Below are 255 nucleotides of genomic sequence, written 5' to 3'. Positions count from 1 at the left end.
CCGATTGCCGCCCAGGGCGGCACGGCGGATACGAAGGGGGCGCAATGGCCGGAGTCATGGATTCGGTCAACCAGCGAACGCAGCTGGTTGGGCAGAATCGTCTCGAACTGCTGCTGTTCCGGCTGGATGGCAGCCAGTTGTACGGCATCAACGTGTTCAAGGTGAAGGAGGTACTGCAGTGCCCGCGCCTGACCGTGATGCCCAAGTCCAGTCCGGTGGTGCGTGGGGTGGCGAACATCCGTGGCGGCACCATTC

1 protein-coding gene is annotated in these 255 nt (G+C 63.5%); it reads left to right on the top strand.

What is annotated here, in order from left to right; all coding sequences use genetic code 11:
* Nucleotides 1-44: 44 nt before the first annotated feature.
* Nucleotides 45-255: chemotaxis protein CheW (locus CN946_RS20930; protein ID WP_176547398.1), on the top strand; the 211-nt coding region annotated here is incomplete at its 3' end.

Origin of the sequence: Bacillus sp. AFS053548, from assembly GCF_002575105.1 — a bacterium.
GTDB lineage: Bacteria > Bacillota > Bacilli > Bacillales > Bacillaceae_G > Gottfriedia.
This window is presented reverse-complemented; position numbering and strand designations above follow the sequence as displayed.